Origin of the sequence: Bradyrhizobium sp. 63_E2_N1_3, assembly GCF_052076005.1 — a bacterium.
GTDB classification, from domain to species: Bacteria; Pseudomonadota; Alphaproteobacteria; order Rhizobiales; family Xanthobacteraceae; genus Bradyrhizobium; species Bradyrhizobium barranii.
Window position 1 is genome coordinate 299,509 of sequence record NZ_CP197235.1, and the last position, 17,076, is coordinate 316,584.

16 protein-coding genes and 1 tRNA gene are annotated in these 17,076 nt (G+C 59.9%); 7 read left to right on the top strand and 10 right to left on the bottom strand.

Annotated elements, in window-relative coordinates:
- Positions 1–23: 23 nt before the first annotated feature.
- Positions 24–1,325, bottom strand: coding sequence for an ammonium transporter (locus AB7531_RS01375; RefSeq protein ID WP_063980296.1), 1,302 nt, complete (start codon positions 1,323–1,325; stop codon positions 24–26).
- 133 nt (positions 1,326–1,458) lie between these two features.
- Positions 1,459–1,797: a P-II family nitrogen regulator gene (locus AB7531_RS01380; RefSeq protein ID WP_008142802.1), complete on the bottom strand. Its 339-nt coding sequence runs from the start codon at positions 1,795–1,797 to the stop codon at positions 1,459–1,461.
- 239 nt (positions 1,798–2,036) lie between these two features.
- Here AB7531_RS01380 and AB7531_RS01385 point away from each other — a divergent pair, with 239 nt between their 5' ends.
- Positions 2,037–2,948 carry a DUF4339 domain-containing protein gene (locus tag AB7531_RS01385; RefSeq protein ID WP_063980297.1) on the top strand — a complete coding sequence of 304 codons (912 nt, stop codon included), beginning with the start codon at positions 2,037–2,039 and terminating at the stop codon, positions 2,946–2,948.
- 37 nt (positions 2,949–2,985) lie between these two features.
- Here the strand turns inward: AB7531_RS01385 and tesB are convergent, their stop codons facing one another.
- Positions 2,986–3,849 (bottom strand): acyl-CoA thioesterase II, encoded by an 864-nt coding sequence (gene tesB, locus AB7531_RS01390; protein WP_063985977.1) that lies wholly within the window; start codon positions 3,847–3,849, stop codon positions 2,986–2,988.
- A 216-nt stretch (positions 3,850–4,065) separates the two neighbouring features.
- On the opposite strand from tesB, the gene AB7531_RS01395 reads away from it, so the two are divergent.
- A complete protein-coding gene (locus AB7531_RS01395; protein WP_063980298.1) occupies positions 4,066–5,286 on the top strand; it encodes a ubiquinone biosynthesis hydroxylase in 1,221 nt (406 codons plus the stop codon).
- Between the two features lie 138 nt (positions 5,287–5,424).
- Here AB7531_RS01395 and AB7531_RS01400 read toward each other — a convergent pair whose 3' ends face one another.
- Together AB7531_RS01400 and AB7531_RS01405 are read right to left on the bottom strand one after the other, a co-directional pair.
- Positions 5,425–5,622 carry a Trm112 family protein gene (locus tag AB7531_RS01400; protein WP_011083431.1) on the bottom strand — a complete coding sequence of 66 codons (198 nt, stop codon included), beginning with the start codon at positions 5,620–5,622 and terminating at the stop codon, positions 5,425–5,427.
- A 122-nt stretch (positions 5,623–5,744) separates the two neighbouring features.
- Positions 5,745–6,275 (bottom strand): TetR/AcrR family transcriptional regulator, encoded by a 531-nt coding sequence (locus AB7531_RS01405; protein WP_063980299.1) that lies wholly within the window; start codon positions 6,273–6,275, stop codon positions 5,745–5,747.
- 106 nt (positions 6,276–6,381) lie between these two features.
- On the opposite strand from AB7531_RS01405, the gene AB7531_RS01410 reads away from it, so the two are divergent.
- The 3 genes from AB7531_RS01410 to AB7531_RS01420 all read left to right on the top strand — a co-directional run bounded on the left by AB7531_RS01410 (position 6,382) and on the right by AB7531_RS01420 (position 7,865).
- Positions 6,382–6,732: a hypothetical protein gene (locus AB7531_RS01410; protein ID WP_063980300.1), complete on the top strand. Its 351-nt coding sequence runs from the start codon at positions 6,382–6,384 to the stop codon at positions 6,730–6,732.
- 216 nt (positions 6,733–6,948) lie between these two features.
- Positions 6,949–7,227: a PepSY domain-containing protein gene (locus tag AB7531_RS01415; RefSeq protein ID WP_028150199.1), complete on the top strand. Its 279-nt coding sequence runs from the start codon at positions 6,949–6,951 to the stop codon at positions 7,225–7,227.
- A 44-nt stretch (positions 7,228–7,271) separates the two neighbouring features.
- Entirely contained in the window at positions 7,272–7,865 is a 594-nt protein-coding gene (locus AB7531_RS01420; protein ID WP_084794915.1) for a cytochrome b/b6 domain-containing protein, read from the top strand.
- Between the two features lie 168 nt (positions 7,866–8,033).
- Here AB7531_RS01420 and AB7531_RS01425 read toward each other — a convergent pair whose 3' ends face one another.
- Both AB7531_RS01425 and trxA read right to left on the bottom strand, forming a co-directional pair.
- The gene (locus AB7531_RS01425) at positions 8,034–8,711 is read right to left on the bottom strand and encodes an LON peptidase substrate-binding domain-containing protein (RefSeq protein WP_063980301.1); all 678 of its coding nucleotides are present in this window, start codon (positions 8,709–8,711) and stop codon (positions 8,034–8,036) included.
- 103 nt (positions 8,712–8,814) lie between these two features.
- Positions 8,815–9,738: a thioredoxin gene (gene trxA / locus AB7531_RS01430; protein WP_063980302.1), complete on the bottom strand. Its 924-nt coding sequence runs from the start codon at positions 9,736–9,738 to the stop codon at positions 8,815–8,817.
- Between the two features lie 274 nt (positions 9,739–10,012).
- Here trxA and AB7531_RS01435 point away from each other — a divergent pair.
- Positions 10,013–10,087, top strand: a tRNA-Gly gene (locus tag AB7531_RS01435).
- Between the two features lie 354 nt (positions 10,088–10,441).
- A complete protein-coding gene (locus AB7531_RS01440; protein ID WP_441279841.1) occupies positions 10,442–11,722 on the top strand; it encodes a hypothetical protein in 1,281 nt (426 codons plus the stop codon).
- Positions 11,723–11,802: 80 nt separating this feature from the next.
- Here AB7531_RS01440 and AB7531_RS01445 read toward each other — a convergent pair whose 3' ends face one another.
- The 3 genes from AB7531_RS01445 to AB7531_RS01455 all read right to left on the bottom strand — a co-directional run bounded on the left by AB7531_RS01445 (position 11,803) and on the right by AB7531_RS01455 (position 17,075).
- Positions 11,803–14,019 carry a restriction endonuclease gene (locus tag AB7531_RS01445; protein ID WP_441279842.1) on the bottom strand — a complete coding sequence of 739 codons (2,217 nt, stop codon included), beginning with the start codon at positions 14,017–14,019 and terminating at the stop codon, positions 11,803–11,805.
- A gap of 74 nt (positions 14,020–14,093) precedes the next feature.
- Complete coding sequence (locus AB7531_RS01450; RefSeq protein WP_441279843.1) at positions 14,094–16,139, bottom strand: ATP-binding protein; 2,046 nt, start codon at positions 16,137–16,139, stop codon at positions 14,094–14,096.
- Positions 16,140–16,514: 375 nt separating this feature from the next.
- Positions 16,515–17,075 (bottom strand): aconitase X, encoded by a 561-nt coding sequence (locus AB7531_RS01455; RefSeq protein WP_441279844.1) that lies wholly within the window; start codon positions 17,073–17,075, stop codon positions 16,515–16,517.
- Position 17,076: the final 1 nt, after the last annotated feature.

The window sequence follows — 17,076 nt, forward strand, 5'->3', positions numbered from 1 at the left end:
TTATGTGTCGCGCAAGCCCCCGATTACTGAAGCGCTTCTCCGTGCTGCGAAATATCCAGTCCCTCCAGCTCGTGCTCACGGGATACGCGCAAGGGCACGAACAGGGAGACCAGCTTGAGCAGGACGAAACTCACGCCGGCCGCCCAGACGAAGGTGACGGCGACCCCGTAGAGCTGGATCAGCAATTGCTGCGGATGGCCCTCGATCAGGCCGGCGGTGCCGCCGATCGCGGAAGTCGCGAACACGCCGGCCAGCAGCGTGCCGGTCAGGCCGCCGATGCCGTGGACGCCGAACACGTCGAGGGAATCGTCATAGTTGAAGCGGTGCTTGAGCCAGGTGCAGGCCCAGTAGCAGACGGCGCCGGCGACAATACCGATGACGATGCCATGCCAGGGCGCGACGAAGCCCGAAGCCGGCGTGATCGTGCCGAGCCCGGCGACCGCGCCGGAGATCATGCCGAGCACCGACGGCTTGCGCCGGGTCGACCATTCGATCGCGCCCCAGGTCAGCGCGCCGGAGCAGGCCGCAAGATGCGTCGCGATGATCGCCAGCACCGCGCGCGAATTGGCTGCGCCCGCCGAGCCGCCGTTGAAGCCGAACCAGCCGACCCACAACAGGCCGGTGCCCATCACCGCGAGCGACAGATCGAACGGCGACAGATTTTCGGTGCCGTAGCCGTGGCGGCGGCCCATCACCTTGGCGGCGACGAGGCCGGCGGTGCCGGCCGACAGATGCACGACGAGGCCGCCGGCGAAATCCAGCACGCCCATGCTGGCGAGGAAGCCGCCGCCCCACACCCAATGCGCCAGCGGAATGTAGACGAAAATGAACCAGGCGACCGAGAACACCAGATAGGCGGAGAATCGCATCCGGTCGGCGACCGAGCCCGCGACCAGCGCCACCGTGATGATGGCAAAGGTCATCTGGTACAGCATGAACAGCGCTTCCGGGATCGTCTTCGCCGCCGGGTTGACGCTGTCCATCGTCATGCCCGCGAGGAACCAGCGGTCGAGCGTTCCGATCCAAGGCCCGTCGCCGACGAAGCAGAGCGAATAGCCGAACGCCACCCAGAGGATCGAGATCATCGTCACCGCGGCGAGGCTCTGCGCCATGGTGGCGAGCACGTTCTTCTTGCGCACCATGCCGGAATAGAACAGCGCCAAGCCGGGGATCGTCATCATCAGCACCAGCGCGGTGGCGACGATCATCCAGGCGGTGTCGGCGGTGTTGATCTCAGAGCCCGCGGCGTATGCGGGCGCCGCAACGAACGTCACAAATCCGAGCGGCGCAGCCATAGCAGCTGCGCGGCGCAACAATCCCGCCATGTCATTCCCCCCGGCATCAATTGGCGTCGCACGCTGTGGCGTCGTTGCCCGGTGCGATCGAAGAAGGATCAAAGCGTTTTCGAGCGAAGTGGATACCGGTTCGCGTGAAGAAAACGCGTCAAAACAAAAAGCCTTAAAGCGCGTCGCTGTCGGTTTCGCCGGTGCGGATGCGCAGCGCGTGGTCGATCGGCGTGACGAAGATCTTGCCGTCGCCGATCTGCCCGGTGCGCGCCGTCGCGGTGATCACGGCGACCGCCTTGTCGGCGACGTCGGAGGCGACCGCGATCTCGATCCGCAGCTTCGGCAGGAAGTTCACGACATATTCCGCGCCGCGATAGATCTCGGTATGACCCTTCTGGCGGCCGTAGCCTTTCACCTCGGTCACGGTCATGCCGTGGACGCCGATCGCGGTCAGCGCCTGGCGGACTTCATCGAGCTTGAAGGGTTTGATGATCGCGACGACGAGTTTCATGGTCAGGCCTATTCCCCGGGGATGCGCCACGCCGTATGTCCCCGGCGCAGCGTCAATCTGGCATCTTTCCGGGCAAATGGCATAAAAAACTTGCAGACTGAAGCGGAAAAACGTTTGGCCATGTGAACCGCCGCCTCTGTACAGGGCATCCGTTCATCCTTCACAATGCGTTTTTGGCATGGATGCGGTGAACCGAAGCGTCCCGGCCGGTACAAAAGTATGTTTGAGGGGGACGCTTCATGGCGAGTTGGTTCTACGCATCCGAGGGCAAGCAACAGGGACCCTATCCGGAAGGGCAATTCCGCGACCTGGTCGCGCAGGGAGTTGTGCGCCCGGATACGCTGGTGTGGTCCGAGGGCATGGCCGGCTGGCAGAAGGCCGCCGAAATTCCCGGCCTGATCGGCGGTGGCGGTGCGCCCCCGATGATGCCGGCCGGCGGTCCGCCGATGATGGGCTCCGGTGGTTACGCTGGCGCCGGCTACGCTGGTGGTGGCGGTGGCAGCGGAGGAGCGCTGTCGGTCGATTTCGGCATCCTCGAGTTCACCTGGCGCAGCATCGTGATGCTGATCGGCATGTGCCTCATCATTCCGGTGCCGTGGGTGTTCGTCTGGTACACGAAATGGATCGTGTCCTGCGTGAAGGTGCCCGGCCGGCCCAATCTCAGCTTCACCGGCAATGCGATGACGCTGGTGCCCTGGTTCTTCGGCTTCATCGTCCTGGCGATCGCGATCGGCGTCATCGGCAGTGCGCTGCTCAGCAATCTGCTGTTCATCGCGCAGATCGTGCTCTACTGGCTGCTGATCAAATGGATGGTCGCGAACCTCGCCTCCAACGAGCAGCCGCTCGGGCTCAGCTTCTCCGGCTCAGCTTGGGCCTATATCGGCTGGAATCTGTTGTTCGCGATCTCGATCATCACGATCATCGGCTGGGCCTGGGTCGCCGCGGCGCAGATGCGCTGGTTCTGCCGCAGCATCGAAGGCACGCGCCGTGAGATCGTGTTCAAGGGCAGCGGTCTCGGCATTCTCTGGCGCGGCATCGTCGCCGCGATCCTGTCCAGCCTCATCATCCCGATCCCGTGGGTGTATCGCTGGATCATGAACTGGTTCGCGTCGCAGACCGAGCTCGCTCCGCGCGGGTCGCTCGGAGCTTGATCGCAAATCCCAGGCGCGACGAACTCGCGCCTGGGCGCTAGGACTTCCGCTCGCGCACAGAACCTTCCTGCGCGACGGAGGCGACCAGCGTGCCGTCGGGCTTGAAGATCGAGCCGCGGGTCAAGCCGCGGCCGCCGCGTGCGTTCGGCGAATCCTGCGCGTAGAGCAGCCATTCGTCGGCGCGAAACGGGCGATGAAACCACATCGCGTGGTCGAGGCTCGCGGGCATCATGCGCTTGTCGAACAGCGTGCGGCCGTAGCGCGCCATGATCGCGTCGAGCAGCGAAAAATCCGAGGCATAGGCCAGCGCGCACATGTGCAGCGCCGGATCGTCCGGCAGCTTTGCCGCGGTCCTGATCCAGACGTGAATGCGGCCGTCCTCGATCTTCTGGCCGAAATAACGGCCGAGCTCGACCGGGCGCAGCTCGATCGGACGATCGGACTCGTAGTAGCGGCGGATGAACTCCGGCATCTCCTTGAACATCGGCTGCTTCGCCACCTCCTCCGCCGTCAGCTTTTCCGGCGGCGGCACGTCGGGCATCTTGTCCTGATGATCGAACGCGCTCTCCTCGTCGGTGTGGAACGACACCATGATCGAGAAGATCGCGTTGCCGTGCTGGATCGCGGTGACGCGGCGGGTCGAATAGCTCTTGCCGTCGCGCAGGCGCTCGACCTGGTAGATGATCGGGATCTGCGGATCGCCCGGCAGGATGAAATAGCAATGCAGCGAATGCGGCAGCCGGCCCTCGACCGTGCGGCAGGCCGCAACCATCGCCTGCCCGATCACCTGGCCGCCGAACACCCGCTGCCAGCCCGTCTTCGGGCTGTTGCCGCGGAACAGATTCACCTCGAGCTGTTCGAGGTCGAGAATCGAGATCAGGTCGATCAGGCCTTTGGACATGATGGTGCTTTCGAAGCATCTCGTCATTCCCGGGCATCGCGACAGCGATGACCCCGGAATCCCGAGCCGATAACCTCTGGATTCCGGGTTCGCGCTTTTGCGCGCCCCGGAATGACGGAATGAGGCAGTTCCGCCCTTGTTTCACCGCACTGTTTCGCCCACCTCAAGTCTGCTAGCAAGGCCTGGAAAAGCCGAAGTGTGAACCAGGAATTTGGTATGCCGGTACAGGGTAGCATTGTCATTGGTGGCGGCGCGTTTGCCGGCCTCGCGCTGGCCCTGGCGCTGCGCCAGGGGCTCGGGCCCGAGATTCCCGTCATCGTCGCCGACCCCGCGCTCGCGACCCGTCCGAGCCGCGACCCGCGCGCGACCGCGATCGTGGCCGCCTGCCGCCGCCTGTTCGAGGCCATCGGCGCCTGGGACGCCGTCAGGGGCGAGGCGCAGCCGATCCTCGACATGGTCGTCACCGATTCAAAGCTGGAAGACGCCACCCGTCCGGTTTTTCTGAACTTTGCCGGCGATGTCGCGCCGGGCGAACCGTTTGCGCATATGGTCGAGAACCGCCGTTTGATCGACGCGCTGGTGGTGCGGGCCGAAGCCGAGGGCATCGATCTCCGCGCCACGACGGTCGCGTCTTATGACGCGCGCCCGGAAGGCGTCGACGTGACGCTTGGCGACGGCAGCGTGATTGCGGCAAGCCTGCTGGTCGCCGCCGATGGCGCGCGGTCGAAACTGCGCGAGCGCGCCGGTATCGTCACCCATGGCTGGGAGTACGATCAATCCGGCATCGTCGTCACCGTCGGCCATGAGCGCGATCACGACGGCCGCGCCGAGGAGCACTTCCTGCCCGCGGGTCCCTTCGCGATTCTGCCGCTCTCCGGAAAACGATCCTCGCTGGTGTGGACCGAGCGCCGCAGCGAGGCCGCGCGCATCATCGCGTTGAGCGACGAGGAGTTCCACGGCGAGCTCGAGCGCCGGTTCGGCCTGCATCTCGGCGAGGTCAAGGCGCTCGACAAGCCGCGTGCGTTCCCGCTGTCCTATTTCGTGGCGCGCTCCTTCATCGCCGAGCGTCTCGCGCTGGTCGGCGATTCCGCGCATGTCATCCATCCGATCGCGGGCCAGGGCCTCAACATGGGGCTGAAGGATGTCGCAGCACTGGCCGAAGTCGTGGTCGATGCCGCGCGGCTCGGCATGGATCTCGGCGGCGTCGACGTGCTCGAACGTTATCAGCGCTGGCGCCGCTTCGACACCATGGCGATGGGCGTTGCCACCAACTCGCTGAACTTCCTGTTCTCCAACCAGTCGACGCTGCTGCGCACGGTGCGCGACATCGGCCTCGGCCTCGTCGACCGCGCCCCGCCGCTGAAGAACCTCTTCATCCGCCAGGCCGCTGGTTTGACCGGTGAGATCCCGCGGTTGCTGAAAGGTGAGGCGTTGTAGCAATCGCGCAAGCTCTAACTCCTCATCCTGAGGAGCGCGCTTGCGCGCGTCTCGAAGGATGAAGGCCGAGGTGAGAGAGCCGGGCTTTCATGGTTCGAGACGGCGCTATCGCGCCTCCTCACCATGAGGGCCGCCTGATCAATCGATCTTGCGCGCCTCTTCCGGCAGCATGATCGGGATGCCGTCGCGGATCGGGTAGGCCAGCTTGGCGCTGCGCGAGATCAGCTCCTGCTTTGCGGAATCGAACTCCAGCGGACCCTTGGTCAGCGGGCAGACCAGGATCTCCAGCAATTTGGGATCGACGCTGGTTTCGGGGCGTTCGGTGGGCGCGTTCATTGGGGTCTCCGAAGATCGCTTGCCTCTAGCACAGAAAATCGCGGCCGCCCATTGCGCCACCAGAGCGTTTTCGAGCGAAGTGGGTACCGGCTCGCATAAAGAAAACGCGTCAAAACAAGAATCTAGGCAGAGACCATCCGCATGATCTCGTCGAGCAGGCCCTGGAGCCGTGCCGCCGGTACCGGCGTGCCCGACAAGGCAAAGCCCAGGAATGTCCAGTACAGGATCTGCGCGCGGGCCTGCGCCTTCGCCGGCTCAAGGCCCCGCATCGCAAGCAGCGTCTCGATATAGTCGATCCTGCGGCGGTCGATCGCGCGGACCGCGCCTTGCGCGGCCGTATCGAACGCCGCCCAGCTGCGCACGGCGCGCTCCAGGTCGAGCCGCGCGCCAAAGGATCTCCGCAGCAGCGCCTTCAGCGGCTCGTCGCCGGCGGCCTCGACGTCGGCGATGATCTGTTCGGCCGCGATCTCGCGCCAGCGCTTCAGGACTTCGGCGTGGAACGCGCCGAGATCGGCGAAATGCCAATAGAAGCTGCCGCGCGAGACGCCCATCGCCTTTGCGAGCCGATCGGCTTTCAGGGCCGTGAAGCCGTTCTTGGCCAGCGCCTTCAGGCCCTGTTTGATCCAGTCGTCGGCGGAGAGTTGTTCGGTCATGACCGGTTCCGGAAATTGGCCATACACTAGTGTATTGACAGGCGGCGGGCCAGCGCCTATCTCACTATACACAACTGTATGGACGAAGCTTCAGGGAGCTGTGCCGATGCGTGATCTCTTGCTCCAGTGCTCCGGCGTCGTGGCCATTGCCGTGGCCCTCATCCATGGTGTTCTCGGCGAGACCAAGGTCTTTGCCCGCGCCCGCATCGAGCCGGAACGGCTCCGCACCCTAATTCGCCTGGTCTGGCAGGCCTCGACCGTCGCCTGGATCGGTGGTGGTGTGCTCCTGATCGCGGCGCCCTGGATGGACTCGGAGCTGGCGCGCCGCTGGATCGTCATCACCATGGTCTGTGTGTTCGGTTTCTCGGCTGTCGCCAACGCGTGGGCCACGCGCGGCCGGCATTTCGGCTGGATGGCGCTCAGTGCCGTCGTTGCGATGGCGGTTGCCGGCTATTGAGGTGCCGCGCCCAGAATGCCGGCCGTCAAACCGTGAGGCGTAAGGCCGCAGCGGCCGCTCAAATGCCTGCTGCCTACGGAGCCAACTGATCTTTTCCGGATCGTTAGAATAACTCTAAAGCCATCCGCGTCCAAACCGGATTGACTTCATCATCGCCTTTGCTTCCCTCGCTCCCGCTTCGCGCCACGCGCGCACACGACAGAGGAGGAGACGTTCGTGAAGGTCATTCGTGTTGTTGCAATTGCACTGACGGTCGGCATGGGTATGAGCTCGGCGGCCATGGCCGACGGGTTCAAGGATTGCACCAAGCTCGACAAGGCGTCGTGGAAGCCGGCCGCCGAAGCCGAAGCCAAGGCCAAGGCGCTGGGTTACGAAGTGCGGCGCTCCAAGATCGAAGGCTCGTGCTATGAGGTCTACGGCGTCAAGGAAGGCAAGCTCTACGAGCTGTTCTACAGCCCGGAAGATCTTAGCCTGAAGAAGACGGTTGCCAAGTAAGGTTTCAAGCAAGGGCTTGAGCAAGGCTTGAGGATAGTCACGGCTTGATCGACGAAGCGGTGCCAGAAACGCGCGGGGCGTCCGACGGGACCCCCGCGGATCGAACGGCTTCGCGGACGGTCGCAGTCTGGGACCTCCCGCTACGCCTCTGGCACTGGGCCCTCGCGGTCAGCATCTTGGCCGCGTGGTTCACGCCCTCCGTCTACGATACCCTTCACCGCATCGTCGGCTATACGGTGCTCGGGCTTCTCGCCTTCCGCCTGGTCTGGGGTTTTTGGGGAAGCCGCTATTCGCGCTTCCGCATGGTCGGCGTCCGGCTTCGGGTCGCGCCACACTATCTCTGGAATCTACGCCGCGGCATGACCGGCCGCTATATCGGCCTCAATCCAGCCGGCACCTTGATGCTGGTAGCGCTGCTGCTGGCGATCGCCATCTCGGCCATCACGGGGGCGATGTCGGTGACCGTCACCTTCTTCGGCCTGTGGTGGGTCGAGGATACCCACGCGATTGCATCCGACGCCGTCATCGTGCTGGCCGTGGTACACGTGCTGGGCGTCGTGCTGATGGGGCTTCTCCAGCGCGAGAACCTGATCCGCGCGATGTTCACCGGACGCAAGCGCATCCGCCATCATCAATAGGGTTTTTGAGGCGGCGCTCTCTCCTTGTCATGGCCGGGCTTGTCCCGGCCATCCACGTTCTTTTGTGCCTCTCAGACGTGGATGCCCGGGTCATCGGCGAGCGAAGCGACGCCGTCCTTCGGACGGCTATGCCCGGGCATGACGGAGCGTGACGCGGCAGCGCGCCCCTCACTGCAATGGCGGATCGCCGCTGGTGCGCTTCTTGGCGAGATCCATCTCGGTCACCGCGATCAGGATTTCGGCGCGGGTCTTCAAATCCGGCGCCTCCAGCATGGCCTGCTTTTCCGCGGGGCCATAGGGCGACATCATCGCCAGCGCGTTGACGAGCGCTTCGTTAGGCGCGCTCTCGACGCCTTCCCAGTCGACCTTGAGATTGTTGGCCTTCAGGAAATCCGCCAGCACGGTCAGCAGCGCCTCGCGATCGACCTCGTCCTCGCCCATGCGCGCGGTGAAGTCGTCGACGAAGGTGAAGAAGTCCACCTTGCACTGGCGGTAGGCGGTCAGCACTTCGAGCTCCTTGACCACCTTGAAGCGCGAGACGCCGGTGAGCTCGAGGAGGTAGCGGCCGTCGCCGGATTCGGCGAGCTGGGTGATGCGGCCGACGCAGCCGACGCGGAACAGCGCCGGCCTGTCGGAATTCTTCGGCGAGTGCGCGATGTCGGGCTGGATCATGCCGATCAGGCGATGGCCGTCGCGCAAGGAATCGTCGACCATCGAAAGGTAACGCGGCTCGAAGATGTTGAGCGGCATCTGGCCGCGCGGGAGCAAGAGCGCGCCCGGCAGCGGAAATACCGGAATGATCTCCGGCAGGTCGGCGGGGCCGCGATATTCGATGTTGATCGGCATCTGGACCCCGCTAGACCGCTAGAGCATGATCCGGACCCGGAGGGCCGCGTTAGCGCAAAGTGTGAAGCGGCTTTCCGACAAGATCATGCTCCAACAATAACCCTTACGAAAACAGGATCGTCGACAAGCGCTTTCGTCCCTCGACGGTAGCATCATCCGTGCCACCCCACGCCTCGAAGAATTGCACGAGCTGCTTGCGGGCGCCGTCGTCGTTCCACTTGCGGTCGCGCTTGATGATCGCCAGCAACTGCTCGGTGGCCGCCGCCCGGTTGCCTTGCGCATTCAGCGCGGTCGCAAGGTCGAAGCGTGCCTGATGATCGAGCGGGTTTGCGGCGACTTTCTGTTCCAGCTCGGCCACCGGCCCCAGCTGCTCCGCCTGCTCGGCGAGATCGATCGCGGTCTGCACGGCCTTCACGGCGGGGTCGTTGCGCTTGGATTCCGGCACCATCGCCAGCGTCTGCTTGGCCTGCTCCATCGCGCCGGAGACGGCGTAGCATTTCGCGAGTCCGGCAAGGGCCGCGATGTTGGTCGAATCGTGCTGCAGCACCTCGGCATAGATCTGCGCCGCGGCGGCGGCGTCCCCCTCGGCGAGCACCGCCTCGGCCTCTTGCAGGATCTCGGCGATATTGGGCTCGCCCGGCGCCGTCACGCCCTTGGTCACCTTTTCGATGAAGGCGTTGACCTGGCTCTCCGGCACTGCGCCCATGAAGCCGTCGGCCGGCTGGCCGTTGACGAAGGCGATCACGGCCGGGATCGACTGGATGCCCATCTGGCCCGGGATCGCCGGATGCTGGTCGATGTTCATCTTGACCAGCTTGACCTTGCCCTTGGCCGCCTTGACCGCCTTTTCCAATACGGGCGTGAGCTGCTTGCAGGGGCCGCACCACTCCGCCCAGAAGTCGATCAGCACCGGCTGGCGCTTCGATTCCTCGATGACGTCCTTCACGAAGGTCTGGGTGGTGGTGTCCTTGATCAAATCGGCCGCGGCCGCGCCCGCCGCTCCGTTACCCTGGTCGATGATCGTCACGGGATCCCCTCGTCTGATGTCTGGAATGGCGGCTCTTTAGCACGTCGCCAAATCATATGCTTCGTTGTCGGCTCCTAGATTGGGCCGAATGGGCCGAATTTCAATCCATCAGGGCCGATTCGCCGGTTCCGGGACGTTTTCGGGCGATTTGGCCGCGTTCGGGGTCCATATGGCCCTTCAATTGCGAATCTATGCTGCCGGTAGCTGTTGCATTCGCCGTCCGCTTTTGGCATACGACAGCCGTTGCCGGCGCGTCATGCGACCGACACAGGATGCGGGTGTAGCTCAGTGGTAGAGCACGACCTTGCCAAGGTCGGGGTCGAGGGTTCGAGCCCCTTCGCCCGCTCCAAATTTTCCTGGCAGCCGAATAGCTTAGCTCGCCTGTCCACCTCGTGTCTCCTCGGTCAATCAGATCGGGGGAGCGAGAGGGGGAGCGGCGGTGCGCGCCAAATTTGTTTGCGCATTGGCGGAAATCGGCAGGGACCTAGAGTTTTCTAATCCAGCTACGGTCGTCGTGCTCGCTAGGGCATACCCATGTGAGCAATGGACTGGGGATTGCCCCGACGCTCGCGGGCCTAAGGTCGGGACGATGGATTCAGGAGATCGTCGCCTCTTGTCAAAGCAACGCGAGAGGAGAGCAGCGTTCTGAACGCAGAATGATTGTCGCGATTGCGCTTCTACCCAAAAGGCCAAAGAGAGTTCGATGAGGCGGGCCGCCCCACCGGGGGGAAACCTGCCTCGGGCGGATAGCGATCACCCTTTCGAAAGTTCTCCCATTTTTCAGTCCCTGAAGTACACCTCCTCTGTTGTTAATCGCGAAGGTCACAGTGTGTCAGCAAAGCATCAGCTTGACTTCCTCCTCATGGCCAATTTGCGAGGCTTCTTCTTCAACCCGCATCGGCCCGATGGAATAGCTTTTCAAGCGGAAATTCCTCCGGTCAACGTCTCAATCAAGCCTGCCGATCCTAACGAAGATGGGAGCGGCCTACACCACGGGCTCGAATGTCGCGCTTACGGCAGCAGAACGGTCGATCCGGAACTACAGGCGTTTGCAACAGATGTGATGAACCGTCGCTTTAGGATGTACCCCAAAGCGACCATCAAGCTTCCCCTCGTCCGCGACAAGAAGCAGCTCATCGATGCGAATGGTAAGCTAACGAAAGGGTTCGAGCTTCCATTGGAGCTTTACCCACCCGCCCTACAAACAATCTGCGATGAGGTGGCTAGTGAACTGCGCTCAGCGCTGGAAAGGTTCTTCAAGCTGATCAGATGGCAACAAGAGATCGATGGGCCCCATGATGTATTCGAGCGGGAGCCAATTCTCTGTTGGAGGGTCTCGCCAAGCGGTGATTATCGAATTGTTGGCAGGAGACAGCGGGAGTGGATTGGAAGGTCCCCCGCCGGAATCGAGTGGAGCGTGGCAGATCAGCGAGACTTCAACGAACTTTGGGCGAAGGTCGAGGCCGAGGAGCCGCTCGGTCACGAACTACTCAGGGAGGCGCAAGGGGCGGTCCACTCAGCACCTCGCAGTGCGTTGCTGTTAGCTGCAAGCGCTCTTGAGGCTGGTGTGAAAATGCACATCGCAAGGATCGCGCCAGAGACGGAGTGGCTCATGATGGAGGCTCCTGCTCCTCCAGTGGTAAAGATGCTGCGCGATTACTTACCTCAGCTCCATGCATCTAAGGGAATTGGTCTCGCAGAGTGGGAAAAGCTGCGTCCGCTCTTCAAAGAGGTGGAAGAGCTTGCGAAGCGCCGAAACAAATTGACGCATAGCGGCGCGATGCCGAAAGAGGTCATCTCGAACATGCCGAGCTTCCTGAGTATGGTGAGCGACCTCTTGTATGTCCTTGATATTGTCGAGGGGAATGAGTGGGCGCGTGAGAACATTCAACCGTCAACGCGGGTGCTGCTAGGTTGGCCTACTACACGCCGTAGAAGAAGCTATGATCTCCGGGCGACGCATCCTGATATGCTGTTTGATTGACGCGCTATGTGGCGTGAGCTTGCTTGCAGCGAATTGATGCGAACGCACAGAGGCGCAAATGTCTTCTCGGCGGCTCGGACCTACTTTAGCAGGCCCTGGAACATCGATTCGATCTCCTCGTTCGTGGCTTCCGTGGAGGTTTGGCTCTGGACAGATCCGTACTTTGTAGAGCGTGGGCTAATGTCTCCTTCAAGAATGCGTTCTCTCCGCTGCTCGATATCGTATTCGTAACCCTTCTTCTTGTAACCATATTTAGCCAAAGCCGCTTTCAGGTCTGATTCGAAGTCGTCAAGATCATCGATGGTATCAATCCCCTCCATCATCGTATCGATATGCTCAATCTGCGCTTCGAGCGCCTCGTGGACGGCAGATTGAATTGCTGAGGTCTTGCTTCCAAACTGAAGCAGCGTGTTGGCTGCACTTTCGACCTCGTCGAGGGGGATTCCCCATGAAGCGTCATTGAGAGCGTCTATCATAAACTCCGTTATGATGTTGCAGACCACGCCTGCCTCGGGCGATGGCAACCCAAGAGCTACGAGTTCTTCCAGCGCTGCTTCACATTCGGAAAGTTCTGATCCAATCGCAATGTCTTGTTCGAGCGCGGTTGCAGCCGTCATTACGTGCGTAAGCAGGCTCGGACTCGGAACATGCGCGTACGAATCAAGAGTAAGCTTAAGGCGAACTAATGCTGATCCACTGCTTCCTGCCACCAGGCGGCCGACTGCATCGATCCAGTCTTGTTGAAATTGTTCGCTTTGTAGCTTCGTTGCACTACTCTCTTCTATGATACTCCAGCACTGAACTAGTTCGTGGTATTCTTCGAGAGTCTTCACCACGAGATGAAGCAACCGATCATCCTCGACGACTCGATCAAGAAAATCGCGAACACCTGGATTAGAAAAGCGAACGATCTTCTTTTCGATAGCAAGTACTGAGCCTTCTAGCTCCTTGAGAGATCGTCGGAATGCTGGCGGTCGGTCCGACGCAGGCAGCCGCAGCCCCAACGCATCCAGTATCCGCTCAAAGGTCCTTTCCAAGGCGCTCAGTTCGATGCTAGGGCAATTGAAGTATATCGCGAGCATAAGAGCCCGAGCCTCGCTAGTCAGATGTGCTCGGTACGGAAGCTCCCAAAGCTCTCGTGGATTCTCGAGAACGGCCTCGACAACTTCTCTTATCGGCTTCTCAGCGATGGCAAGGTAGTCTGCATTGGTGAGCAATTCGATCAATCGTGGATTGAAGTTCTTATGATCGATCATTCGAATGAAGAGCTTGTCCGCAAGTAGTGCCTCTAAGTCTGATCTGACCAGCTCAGAAAAATAGAGGTGGTTGTAGAGAATTTTGGCGCGAGCGGATCTAGTGTAGTGACCCACATTCAGGATGAATTGATTGGTGTTTATGGCCGGGGCAGCTAAGCGCCTTGAGTGCGACTGCGCCTGATGAAGGATGTAGTCTCTCGTTGTGAGTACAAAGCGCAAGTTCTTGTGGGTGCGCACTTTCTCCAGAAAGGGAGGAAGGCGTTGATCCATACCGCGAACGAGGTCAGTTGAAAGCTCTACTTGGCCCAAGAAGTCGTCGAAGAAGATAATATGCTCCTTCTCGCCGAGAGTAACGTCGTACGCCTCTCGGATATCGTCGATGACTGTGACTTGCCAGCCTTGTTCAGCATGCAGCCACACGAGCATTCTCGCCAGTGTAGTTTTGCCGACGCCAGGATCGCCCGAAATGATGAGGGTGCCGGATTTGTTCAGTATAGCCTCAGCGGCCGGGACGCTTTCATTGTGAACGAATTTGGACGTGATGCTTCGGATTAAGTCCATCTCGATGGCTGTCCGATTGTAGACTCCACTGTGCAGTATCCGCTCGAGGACAGTTGTACTTGAGAGCCAAAGCTTGAAATGCTTTCGCTCGACGTGCCTGTGTCGCCCGAGCAGGTTGTTCAGATCCAATTTGCCCAATACGTCTTGTTCGGATAGGGGGGCGTCGGGCATTGCCTGCTGTATTCGGCTCTTCTGTGTAGGCGTCAACGGGAGTGACGTCGCGAAGATGTAGCGGTGAGGACGTAGCGCCCTTATCTTTGCATTCTCATTTTTAGCCGCGGTTACAAGGCCGGAGAATCCGGTGTCTGCATAGTGTTTGGCTTGAATGATTGTGGTGTTGACGCCGATCGCGAAACGGAAGTCGATGCCTTGGTCGCGACCTGGACCGAAGCTTTCTATGCGGATACGCAGCTCAGCCTGCAATAGGTCACGAACGAGCTCTTCGAAATCAATGGGAGACAAAGTTCGGAAGTCGTACATCAGGTCAAACTATTCCACATCGGAAGGTGACAAGAGTAATTCGTTCAGAGGCGAAGTGTGTAGGGTGGATCGAACTACTGCTGAGCGAATCCGCCTATAATGTTTAGCTTATCAAAGAAAATTCTGTTTCGCTTTTCAGCGTCGCGAAGCAGCTTATTGTAGTCGAGGACTTCGTAGAAAACACGGTATCCACGATGGAAGCCATAGTAGCCTTGGTTATCCGGCGTTGCATCCGCATCCATATCCCTGAGGGCTGAGCGCAACGTATCGGTCAGGTCGCAGACAGCGTAGACCGTGGCAGGGATGTGGTCATTTGCGACCGAAACCGGTCTGCCATTGCGCATGAACTTCCCCGCGCGAATTTGTTCGACCAATTTAAACGACTGCATGACCGGATTGTCGCTTGCCGAATAATTGTCGCGGCCGGGCTTTTTAAATTCAACTATGGTGATGGAGTTGACCGGATGCTCGTCTGGTTTGGTGTCGCTAAAGATGATCTTCTCATCAAAAATGAATAGATCGGGGCGCATTGCGGAATCGCTGTCGAGGCGGTGCGAAATTCCGTCAAGCCGCTTATCGGAAGCGACGAACGAGTGAAACGTCAGACGCTCGTCGAGCATCCAGAGATTTTGCTCGTGTGAGGGGATGTCCTCATCAGTAAAGCGCATCGGAAAGACGAGTTGGTGTACGACCTCTTCAAGAGGGTATTTGTTCGTCTCGGGGCTGCGCGAAATGGCATCCTTGAGAAATTCGAGGAGTATCTTCCTGTGTGCGACGTACTGTGCGAGCGCGGCCGTGCCTAACTCGTTGTATTTATCCATGAAGGCAGAGAGCTTCTTGTGATAATCCTCGTAGTCGGAAATCTTCTCCGCTTCCTTGATAATGCGTGAGCCCTGTCGCTTCATCTCGACTTCTCGCTCGTATAGCTCACGATGGAGTGCGACCTCTATGTCGGTCTTCGTCGCGGATGGAGAGATCTTATTGATGAACTCGTCCCGGTACTTGAGAAGCACTTTGTATTGGGGGGCCTCTGTTTGCACGTATGACCGAATTCGATCTTCCTTCGTTTGGTTTAGTTCGGTCAGAACCTCAGAAAGATCGACCTGAATGAGCCCTAGGGCCTTCTCTCGTATCTCAGATAGTCTTATCTCACTGTCAAAGAGGTCAGCCTGCTCCGCCTCGGCATCTTCGTTGCTCCCGATGTCGAAGTCGGTGCGGGCCGGGTTTACGTGCTGCGTAAGATAGGGACTCTGCACGATTCCAAAGTAGATAAACGTGGTCCCATCGGGGTCCGGCAGCCTAGTCGAAAGATTCGGGATGAACTTGTTGAGAAAGTCGCTCACAACGCCACGCTGATTTGCGGCGTACACAAGCTTGTGGTTTGAAACTCGAGGTGTAGTCAAACGAAAGCCGTGCAGCGTAAACGGCGTCCCTCTTATCGCGAACGAGTGAACCTTCGCTGTTGCCTTGAAGTCCTTCTCAAAGGCTTCATTCACTGAGTGCCTGAGCGACCCGTCTACTAGGTCTATACTGGGGCAGTTCGGCTCCAGCAAAATTAGCAGGAAGTGCTCCACGAGCCGCTGAACGATCTGATCTGCCGAGCGTGGAAACTTGCTCTTGTATGGCTCTCTAAGACCGATCAGCCGAACCCTCATGCCCGTCACTGCAATATCGGTCTGTGACGGCAGCCCCCTGTCGGGATCGTAGTTCTCATCAAAAATAAACTTGCGGCGGTGCGCGGCTTCGCCAGCGGGCCTGAAGACGGTTTCGATCTCCGCCGCAACGAACGCCTTAAGCCAAGTGAAACGCCCTAAGCCCTTCCCGCCCTCCTTTTCTTTGTGGTCAGAGAATGCCGTGTTGAAGGAATCGAAGTTCTCATCCGTCAGGCCAACGCCATTGTCTTCAATGATGAAGCCGCCAATTGGTGAGAGTTCTTCTCCCAATAAGTCTGAGTCTCGCTCAACCGTGATACGGACGTGGCCTGGCACGGTAAGATGCCTATTTTCCCGCACCGACTGGATTGAGTTCATGACCGCCTCGAAGAGCGGGATGAGCGGCTTCCACTTCGGAAGCGGAGTCTGCTTCACCTGATGCTTCAGGTTTGTCTTCAAGACGCTCATCTTGGGGAATCTCGTTTGGCGGGTGGCGCGGCAACGTACACGGATTCCGTGTGCAGTGGAAGCTGATCATGCTATCAGGGATGAAGTCGAGCGCTTCGGGAGGGAGAGGGCATGCATCTTATGTTCGGCGACGAGGCAGATAAAGACGCCGCAAAAGATAAGAGGTTCTTTGTCTATGGCGCGATATTTGTGCCTTCGAATTCCATCTCGGCGCTCCACTCTGAAGTTGAGCGTCTGCGCACCGCTGCTGGGATGTCAGGGACCGACACCTTAAAGTCGGGCACGAACACCAAGCCAAATGGCATGGCGAATGATGCGCACAAGCAGCTAAAAATCGATGTGACGAAGGCTGCGCTTGAAAAGGGCAACGTAAAGCTATGCGTTCAGGTGACGCTTCACGACCTTGCTCGTAATTTGAGCCATGATGATCGCATTTTCTACGGCGCGAACACTAAGCAGGACCTGCTCCGCAAGATGCAGGACCTCGACAACCGCATGCAAACGCTTGAAGCGGCGGTGAAGCGGGAGAAATCCAAAACGGCGAAAATCGCAACCAAGGGCGCAACCCCTCCGCAGCAGGCGTCTCAGCATCCAAGGGTAGCCCTTCTCGTCGACCTTATCGAACTGCAGCAGGTACGGATCGTTTCCAGCCTGAGTGCCTGTTTCGTCCGCGACGTGGGCGCCCTTCATGGCAAAGATCGGATCGTAAAGCGGACTGTGGCCAATATCGTACGCCTCGAGTTTCTTCTTCGTCTCGGCAGCCGTGCGATCCTTCGAGTAGATGGGACACAAGTTGAGAACAAGGGAGACATCCACCATTTGCTTGGCTTCGACCGCTTCGCCGAAATCGTTCAGCTTGTCCATGCAGAACTGCTTGGCTTCGCCATGCTTGCCGTCGAGCATCTCTTGCTGGAGTTTCGTGAGTTGCATTGCCATC

Coding starts and splice junctions, on each gene's coding strand:
- AB7531_RS01375 (WP_063980296.1), bottom strand. CDS start 1,325: ATGGCGGGATTGTTGCGCCGCGCAGCTGCTATGGCTGCGCCGCTCGGA.
- AB7531_RS01380 (WP_008142802.1), bottom strand. CDS start 1,797: ATGAAACTCGTCGTCGCGATCATCAAACCCTTCAAGCTCGATGAAGTC.
- AB7531_RS01385 (WP_063980297.1), top strand. CDS start 2,037: ATGGCGAGTTGGTTCTACGCATCCGAGGGCAAGCAACAGGGACCCTAT.
- tesB (WP_063985977.1), bottom strand. CDS start 3,849: ATGTCCAAAGGCCTGATCGACCTGATCTCGATTCTCGACCTCGAACAG.
- AB7531_RS01395 (WP_063980298.1), top strand. CDS start 4,066: ATGCCGGTACAGGGTAGCATTGTCATTGGTGGCGGCGCGTTTGCCGGC.
- AB7531_RS01400 (WP_011083431.1), bottom strand. CDS start 5,622: ATGAACGCGCCCACCGAACGCCCCGAAACCAGCGTCGATCCCAAATTG.
- AB7531_RS01405 (WP_063980299.1), bottom strand. CDS start 6,275: ATGACCGAACAACTCTCCGCCGACGACTGGATCAAACAGGGCCTGAAG.
- AB7531_RS01410 (WP_063980300.1), top strand. CDS start 6,382: ATGCGTGATCTCTTGCTCCAGTGCTCCGGCGTCGTGGCCATTGCCGTG.
- AB7531_RS01425 (WP_063980301.1), bottom strand. CDS start 8,711: ATGCCGATCAACATCGAATATCGCGGCCCCGCCGACCTGCCGGAGATC.
- AB7531_RS01440 (WP_441279841.1), top strand. CDS start 10,442: ATGAGGCGGGCCGCCCCACCGGGGGGAAACCTGCCTCGGGCGGATAGC.
- AB7531_RS01445 (WP_441279842.1), bottom strand. CDS start 14,019: ATGTACGACTTCCGAACTTTGTCTCCCATTGATTTCGAAGAGCTCGTT.
- AB7531_RS01450 (WP_441279843.1), bottom strand. CDS start 16,139: ATGAGCGTCTTGAAGACAAACCTGAAGCATCAGGTGAAGCAGACTCCG.
- AB7531_RS01455 (WP_441279844.1), bottom strand. CDS start 17,075: ATGGCAATGCAACTCACGAAACTCCAGCAAGAGATGCTCGACGGCAAG.